This window comes from Pseudomonas sp. LFS044, from assembly GCF_047978245.1.
Classification (GTDB): Bacteria; Pseudomonadota; Gammaproteobacteria; order Pseudomonadales; family Pseudomonadaceae; genus Aquipseudomonas.
The window spans coordinates 1-7692 of sequence record NZ_JBFPFX010000056.1 but is presented as its reverse complement, the minus strand read 5'-3'; the positions used below and the strand labels follow the sequence as shown (position 1 = coordinate 7692).

General features: G+C 67.8%; 9 protein-coding genes. All 9 read left to right on the top strand.

Annotation, left to right across the window (positions count from 1 at the left end):
* The first annotated feature begins 312 nt into the window (after positions 1 to 312).
* Genes mdcA through madM form a run of 9 tightly spaced genes read left to right on the top strand, consistent with a single transcriptional unit; the run spans position 313 to position 7528 of the window.
* Entirely contained in the window at positions 313 to 1974 is a 1662-nt protein-coding gene (gene mdcA / locus ACNQPL_RS26505; protein ID WP_387533458.1) for a malonate decarboxylase subunit alpha, read from the top strand.
* Positions 1974 to 2816: a triphosphoribosyl-dephospho-CoA synthase gene (locus ACNQPL_RS26500; protein ID WP_416468377.1), complete on the top strand. Its 843-nt coding sequence runs from the start codon at positions 1974 to 1976 to the stop codon at positions 2814 to 2816. The genes mdcA and ACNQPL_RS26500 overlap by 1 nt, the downstream gene beginning before the upstream one ends.
* A gap of 1 nt (position 2817) precedes the next feature.
* On the top strand, positions 2818 to 3117 hold the full coding sequence (locus ACNQPL_RS26495; RefSeq protein ID WP_346615491.1) for a malonate decarboxylase subunit delta: 300 nt from the start codon (positions 2818 to 2820) through the stop codon (positions 3115 to 3117).
* Positions 3110 to 3958, top strand: a complete 849-nt coding sequence (locus ACNQPL_RS26490) for a biotin-independent malonate decarboxylase subunit beta (protein ID WP_416468376.1) — start codon at positions 3110 to 3112, stop codon at positions 3956 to 3958. The genes ACNQPL_RS26495 and ACNQPL_RS26490 overlap by 8 nt, the downstream gene beginning before the upstream one ends.
* On the top strand, positions 3955 to 4746 hold the full coding sequence (gene mdcE / locus ACNQPL_RS26485; protein ID WP_416468375.1) for a biotin-independent malonate decarboxylase subunit gamma: 792 nt from the start codon (positions 3955 to 3957) through the stop codon (positions 4744 to 4746). The genes ACNQPL_RS26490 and mdcE overlap by 4 nt, the downstream gene beginning before the upstream one ends.
* 1 nt (position 4747) lies before the next feature.
* Positions 4748 to 5362 carry a malonate decarboxylase holo-ACP synthase gene (locus ACNQPL_RS26480; protein ID WP_416468374.1) on the top strand — a complete coding sequence of 205 codons (615 nt, stop codon included), beginning with the start codon at positions 4748 to 4750 and terminating at the stop codon, positions 5360 to 5362.
* Entirely contained in the window at positions 5359 to 6279 is a 921-nt protein-coding gene (gene mdcH / locus ACNQPL_RS26475; RefSeq protein ID WP_416468373.1) for a malonate decarboxylase subunit epsilon, read from the top strand. Before ACNQPL_RS26480 ends, mdcH begins: the two co-directional genes overlap by 4 nt.
* A 60-nt stretch (positions 6280 to 6339) precedes the next feature.
* The gene (gene madL / locus ACNQPL_RS26470) at positions 6340 to 6762 is read left to right on the top strand and encodes a malonate transporter subunit MadL (protein WP_387533479.1); all 423 of its coding nucleotides are present in this window, start codon (positions 6340 to 6342) and stop codon (positions 6760 to 6762) included.
* A gap of 1 nt (position 6763) precedes the next feature.
* Positions 6764 to 7528, top strand: coding sequence for a malonate transporter subunit MadM (madM, locus tag ACNQPL_RS26465; RefSeq protein WP_416468372.1), 765 nt, complete (start codon positions 6764 to 6766; stop codon positions 7526 to 7528).
* Positions 7529 to 7692 lie beyond the last annotated feature (164 nt).

The following is a 7692-nucleotide window of genomic DNA, read 5'->3' as shown; positions in this document are numbered from 1 at the left end:
TTCAGTCATGCGCCAAGGCGGACAACCATGGCCTGACTGGAACGGCGCGTTGCAACAAATGTAGGAGCGGGCTTGCCCGCGATGCGCCGCGCGGGCGGCGCTCGATCTCAAAGGCGCTGAAGATCTCAAGGCAAGCGCTTCGCGGGCGGCGCTCGATCCCATGGGCGCCATCTCACTCAAGGCATGCACCAGCAGACACCACATAGCCCCAACCATTACCCTAACCGTAACGATCAACCCCCCAGCTTGATTGATCCCCCACCCACCCCAGCCCTACTGTGCCCCCACGACAGCGAACCCGTGGAGTCACCCATGACCATAACGAAGAATCCACCGCCGCAGTGGTCCAGGCGGCGCGCCGAGAAGCAGCGCCGCCTGGACCGGGTCAAACACCTGGCCGACGGTGTGGTGCTGCCCACCGAGCGCATTGTCGAAGCGCTGGAACTGTTGATTGCCCCCGGCGACCGGGTGGTACTCGAAGGCAACAACCAGAAGCAGGCCGACTTCCTCTCGCGTTCGCTGGCCAAGGCCGACCCCGAGCGCCTGCACGACCTGCACATGATCATGCCCAGTGTCAGCCGCGCCGAGCACCTGGACCTGTTCGAGCGCGGCATCGCCCGTAAGCTCGACTTTTCCTTCGCCGGCCCGCAGAGCCTGCGCATCGGCCAGTTGCTGGAAGACGGCCTGCTCGAAGTCGGCGCCATCCACACCTACATCGAACTGTACTCGCGCCTGCTGGTGGACCTGATCCCCAACGTCACCCTGGTGGCCGGCTTCATGGCCGACCGTGATGGCAACCTGTACACCGGCCCCAGCACCGAGGACACCCCGGCGCTGGTCGAGCCTGCAGCCTTCAGCGATGGCCTGGTGATCGCCCAGGTCAACCAGCTGGTGGACCGCGTAGACGACCTGCCGCGCGTGGATATTCCGGCGTCCTGGGTGGACTTCGTGGTGGTCGCCGACCAGCCGTTCTACATCGAGCCGCTGTTCACCCGTGACCCGCGCCATATCAAGCCCGTGCATGTACTGATGGCGATGATGGCGATCCGTGGCATCTACGAAAAACACCAGGTGCAGTCGCTCAACCACGGGATTGGCTTCAACACTGCTGCCATCGAGCTGATCTTGCCAACCTATGGGGAGTCGCTAGGCCTGAAAGGCAAGATCTGCCGCAACTGGACCCTCAACCCGCACCCCACACTGATCCCCGCCATCGAAACCGGCTGGGTCGAAAGCGTGCACTGCTTCGGCACTGAACTGGGCATGGAGGACTACATCGCCCAGCGCCCGGACGTGTTCTTCACCGGCCGCGACGGCTCGCTGCGCTCCAACCGCATGATGTGCCAGCTGGCCGGGCAGTACGCGGTCGACCTGTTCATCGGCGCCACGTTGCAAGTGGATGGCGATGGCCATTCCTCGACCGTCACCCGTGGCCGCCTGGCGGGCTTCGGCGGCGCCCCGAACATGGGCCACGACCCCCGCGGCCGGCGCCATGCCACCCCGGCCTGGCTGGACATGACCGTGCCCGACACCCTGCTCGAACGCGGCCGCAAGCTGGTGGTGCAGATGGTCGAGACCTACCAGGAAGGCGGCAAACCCACCTTCGTCGAGACGCTCGATGCAGTCGAAGTGGCGAAGAAAGCGGGCATGCCGCTGGCACCGGTGATGATCTACGGCGACGACGTCACCCACCTGCTCACCGAGGAAGGCATCGCCTACCTGTACAAAGCCCGCAGCCTGGAGGAGCGCCAGCAGATGATCGCCGCCGTGGCCGGCGTCACCGCCATCGGCTTGCGCCACGACCCCAAGGACACCTTGCGCTTGCGCCAGCAAGGCCTGGTGGCCCTGCCCGAAGACCTCGGCATCCGCCGCACCGACGCCAGCCGCGAACTGCTCGCCGCGCGCAGCATCGCTGATTTGGTCGACTGGTCCGGTGGCCTGTACAACCCGCCTGCACGGTTCAGGAGCTGGTAATGAAAGCACTCAACCTGCAACCCTTGCCGCTGGCCGATCACCTTGCCGACCTGGCTGTGGAGGCACTGATCGACGAAGCCGACCTGTCGCCCAAGCCCGGCCTGGTAGACCGCCGCAGCAGCGGCGCGCACAGCGACATGAGCCTGGCCCTGATGCATGCCTCGGCGCTGGCCCTGTGGCCCTGCCTGCGGCAGATGGCCGAGGCAGCACAGGCCCATGGCGAAATCGGCGTGCCGCTGCGTGCCGCCCTGGGCCGCATCGGCCGTGACGGCGAAGCGGCGATGCTGACGGCCACCGCTGGCGTGAACACCCATCGCGGCGCGATCTGGGCGCTTGGCCTGCTGGTCGCGGCCCGCGCGCTGGATGCACAGGCCGCCCCCACCACCCTCGCTGCACGCGCTGGCCGCATCGCCCTGATCGACGACCCGGCCGCCGCGGTGCAAGACAGCCACGGCACCCAGGTACGCCGCCGTTACGGTGCCAGCGGTGCCCGCGAGCAAGCGCAACAAGGTTTTCCCGCCGTGATTGAACACGGCCTGCCACAGCTGCGCCGCAGCCGCGCCAAGGGAGCCAGCGAAAACCACGCACGGCTCGATGCCTTGCTGGCGATCATGGCCGCACTCAGCGACACCTGCGTGCTCTGGCGCGCCGGCCGCGAAGGCCTGCAAACGCTGCAGCAGGGTGCCCGCGATGTGCTTGCGGCCGGTGGCAGTGCCACGCTCGCAGGCCGTCGCCAACTGCGCCTGCTGGACGCCCGACTGCTGCAACTCAACGCCTCACCGGGCGGCGCCGCCGATTTGCTGGCTGCCTGCCTGTTCCTCGACAAAGCCGGGAGCCTGTGACATGGAAACCCTGAACTTTCAATTCCCGGCCGCCGAGCCTGGCCGTGGCCGCACCCTGGTGGGCTGCGTCAGCTCCGGTGACCTGGAAGTGCTGATCGAACCCGGCACTGCCGGCCACCTGCAAATCCAGGTCGTCACCTCGGTAAACGGTAGCGGCGCGCGCTGGGGCCAGCTGTTCCAGCGGCTGTTCGAAGGCCGCCAGTGGCCGGCCGTGAACATCGACATCCATGATTTCGGCGCCACCCCTGGCGTGGTACGCCTGCGCCTGGAGCAAGGCTTCGAGGAGATCGCCCATGACTGATACCGAACGCCTGCTGCGCAGCCGCAGCTTCGTCGAACTGGGTGCGCGCCAGCGCGCCCGCGCCTTGCTCGACCCGGGCAGCTTCCGCGAGCTGCTGGGGCCGTTCGACCGGTTGATGTCGCCGTGGCTGCCGCGCCAGGGCATCGTGCCCCAGGCCGACGACGGCGTGGTCATCGCCCAAGGACTGCTGGGCGGTCGCCGCACAGTCATTGCCGCCATCGAAGGCGCGTTTCAGGGCGGCAGCATGGGTGAAGTCGGCGGCGCCAAGATTGCCGGCGCGCTGGAACTGGCCATTGAAGACAACCGCAACGGCATACCGACCTGCGCCGTGCTGCTGCTGGAAACCGGCGGCGTACGCCTGCAGGAGGCCAACCTCGGCCTGGCGGCGATTGCCGAAATCCAGGCCGCGATCGTCGAGCTGAGTACCCATCAACCGGTCATCGGCCTGGTCGCAGGCGCCGTCGGCTGCTTCGGCGGCATGTCCATCGCTGCCGGCCTGTGCAGCCACTTGCTGGTCACCCGCGAAGCGCGCCTGGGCCTCAACGGCCCGCAGGTGATCGAGCAGGAGGCGGGTATCGGCGAATACGACGCCAAGGACCGCCCGTTCATCTGGAGCCTGACCGGGGGTGAACAGCGCCACGCCAGCGGCCTGGTGGACGGCTACGTGGCCGATGACGTCGACGACATTCGCCAGCAGCTGTTGCAGTTGCTCGATGCCCCCAGTGCCGATCGCGCAGGCCGCCACGCCTGGTACCGCGAACGGCTTGCGAGCCTTGGCGCCGACTGCCCGCAACTGGACGCCGCCGCCGTGCGTGCCCTTTACCAAGGAGAAACCTCATGAACCGCGCCCTGAACTGGCTGCCGGGCCTGGCCGGTGGTGAAGCACTGCCGGGTTACCCCGCGTCACTGCGGGTCATTGACGGCGAACTGGACAACCGTCTGGCGCGCTTCATCGCCGTCGTGCCGGATGCACACAACCCGTTCCCCCGCGCGCGCAACGGTGAGGTCGGCCTGCTCGAAGGCTGGGGTCTGGCCAAAGCGGTAAGCGAGGCGGTTGAACTGGACCGCGACGGCGAGAAACGCGCCATCGTCGCAGTCATCGATGTGCCCAGCCAGGCATACGGCCGCCGCGAAGAGGCCTTGGGCATCCATCAGGCGCTGGCCGGCGCGGTGCAGGCCTATGCCCAGGCACGCCTGGCCGGGCACCCGGTGATCGGCCTGCTGGTGGGCAAGGCCATGTCCGGCGCCTTCCTGGCCCACGGCTACCAGGCCCAGCGGCTGATCGCCCTGGACGACAGCGGGGTGATGGTGCACGCGATGGGCAAAGCCGCCGCAGCGCGCATTACCTTGCGCAGTGTCGAACAGCTCGAAGCCCTGGCCGCCGAAGTGCCGCCGATGGCTTATGACCTGGCCAGCTATGCCTCGCTCGGCCTGTTGTGGCGGCGCTTGAGTGTGGAAAACGCCGATACGCCAAGCCCCGCCGACCTGGCCCAGGTGCGGGCCTGCCTGGCCGAAGCCGTGCGCGATATCGGCACCTGTACCGACCTGTCGGCGCGCCTGAATGGCCAACACCGCAACGCGTCCCGCGAAGTGCGTGCGCGCTTGCGCAGCCAATGGCAGGAGGCCTGAGATGAACGCCCCGCAACCACATGACCTGCTCTGGGGGATGCCCCCGGCTGCGTTGCCCGCCGATGCCCCCGCCTGGGCCGCGCAGGTACTGGCGGCCGGGCAGCCTGTGGTGGTGCGGCGTGCGCGCTGCGCCGCAGGTTGGGTAGCGGTGGGCGTGCGTGGGCAAGGGCGGGCGCAGCGCCTGGGCGTGCAAATGCGCCTGGCCGATGTTCGCCGGCAGTCGAGCCCCGAGGCGTTGCGCTGGCAGGGCGACAGCCTTTGGCCTGCGCTGCGGGCACTGGCCAGCGTGGCCCCGGTGCTCGATGCCGGCGGGCTGGCGTGGGGGCCGACGGGCGGGGTGGGTTATCAGCTGGCCACCGGGGTGAATGTGCTGCACGCCGCCAGCGACCTGGATCTGGTACTGCGCGCACCTGAGCCTGTGAGCCGGGCCAAGGCGCGTGAGCTGCTGGATATCCTCGATTGCGGCCCTTGCCGCATCGATGTGCAGCTGGAAACCCCTGCAGGCGCCATTGCCTTGCGCGAATGGGCCGGCGTGGCGCGGCGCGTACTGCTCAAGTCGGCGCTTGGCGCCCAGTTGGTAACCGACCCCTGGACCCTGCTGGAGCACGCAGCGTGAGTAGCCTGTTCGCTTTCCCTGGCCAGGGCGCCCAGCAGGCTGGCATGTTGCATCGCCTGCCCGAAGGCTCGACAGCTTTGCTGGAGGAGGCCAGCGACAGCCTCGGTGAACAGGTGCTGGCGCTGGACAGCCAGGCGGCCTTGCAGTCCACCCGTGCCGTGCAGCTGTGCCTGCTGCTGGCAGGCGTGGCCTGGGCGCGTTGGCTGATGCAGCGCAGCCCGGCGCCCGACTACGTGGCGGGCCTGTCGATTGGTGCCTATCCCGCCGCAGTCGCAGCAGGCGCGCTGGGTTTTGCCGATGCCGTGCGGCTGGTGGCCTTGCGCGGTGAGCTGATGCAGCGCGCCTACCCGCAGGGCTACGGCATGACTGCCCTCAGCGGCCTGGACCTGGCCAGCGTCGAGCGCCTGCTGGCCGAGGTGGGCGGCGAGGTGTACCTGGCCAACCTCAACAGCGACAACCAGATCGTCATCGCCGGCAGCGACACCGCCATGGCCGAAGTCGCGGCCAAGGCGCGCAGCCGAGGCCAGGGTGTGGCCCGACGCCTGGCTGTCAGCGTGCCGTCCCATTGCCGTTTGCTCGACGGCCCGGCCGCCGAGCTGGGTGAAGCGTTCGCCAACGTTGCCCTGCGTCGCCCGCGCCTCACGTACCTGAGCGGCAGCAGCGCACGGCCGATCTTCGACCCGCAACGCCTGCGTGACGACCTGGCCGGCAACATGGCCAGGCTCGTGGACTGGCGTGCTACGTTGCGCACTGCCTATGAACGCGGCGTGCGCCTGCACCTTGAGATCCCGCCCGGCAGCGTGCTCAGCGGCCTGGCACGCCCGGTGTTCGAACAGGGCAGGGTGCTGGCTATCGAAGGCACCCGGCCGGATACCCTCGACGCGCTGTTGCGCCAGGAGGTGGCCGACAAGCGATAACGGCGCTGCAACTCGAAGGACAACAACAAACAACTTCGATACAAGCTGAGGACAACAACAATGATCATCTATGGTGTGGCTCTGCTGGCCGTGTGCACGCTTGCCGGCGTCATCGTCGGCGACTTCCTGGGCGTGCTGCTGGGCGTCAAATCCAATGTGGGCGGGGTCGGCATCGCCATGATCCTGCTGATCTGCGCAAGGCTGTACATGCACCGGCATGGCGGCATGAGCAAGGAGTGCGAATTCGGGGTCGGCTTCTGGGGCGCCATGTACATCCCGGTGGTGGTGGCCATGGCTGCCCAACAGAACGTGGTCACCGCCCTGCACGGCGGGCCGGTGGCGCTGCTGGCCGCGGTCGGCGCGGTGCTGGTGTGCGGCCTGACCATTGCCGTGATCAGCCGCAGCCACCGCGGCGAACCCCTGCCGGCACTCGATGCGCCCCCCACCAGCCCTGCGCAGGTAGCCCCTGCAGGAGGTCGCTGACATGTGGCCACTCATTGACAATGCCCTGGAACACAACGGCCTGATCACCGCTTTTGCGGTGGTGGGTGGGATCATGTGGTTGTCGGTACTGCTGTCGAAGTACCTGACCTTCGGCCGCGTGCACGGCTCGGCCATCGCCATCGTCATCGGCCTGGTGCTGGCCTGGGTCGGTGGCACCGTGACCGGTGGGCAGAAGGGCCTGGCCGACATGGCGCTGTTCTCGGGCATCGGCCTGATGGGCGGGGCCATGCTGCGCGACTTTGCCATTGTCGCCACGGCGTTCGAGGTGCAGGCCACCGAAGCGCGCAAGGCCGGCATGATCGGCGCGATCGCGCTGCTGCTGGGCACCGTGCTGCCGTTCATGGTCGGTGCCGGTGTGGCCTATGCCTTCGGTTACCGTGATGCGGTGAGCATGACCACCATCGGTGCGGGTGCGGTGACGTACATCGTCGGGCCGGTGACGGGAGCGGCACTGGGTGCAAGTTCCGATGTGGTGGCGCTGTCGATTGCCACCGGGTTGATCAAGGCGATCCTGGTCATGGTGTTCACGCCGGTGTCGGCGCGCTTGCTGGCGCTGGACAACCCGCGTTCGGCGATGGTGTTTGGTGGCTTGGCCGGGACGGTGTCCGGCGTGACGGCGGGCCTGGCGGCGACCGATCGGCGGTTGGTGCCCTATGGGGCGCTGACGGCGACCTTCCACACCGGGTTGGGTTGCTTGATGGGGCCTTCGATCTTGTATTTCTGTGTGCGGGGCCTTGTGGGGTAAGTGCCGGCCTCTTCGCGGGACAAGCCCGCTCCCACAGGTCCTGCGCAGTTATGCCTGTGGGAGCGGGCTTGTTCTGGTCAAGTTTTTCCGGACACCGATTACGGTGATCACGCCGCCTGCTGCTCCATAGCTATCGGCGACAGATAGTTGTTATGGCTGTGGAG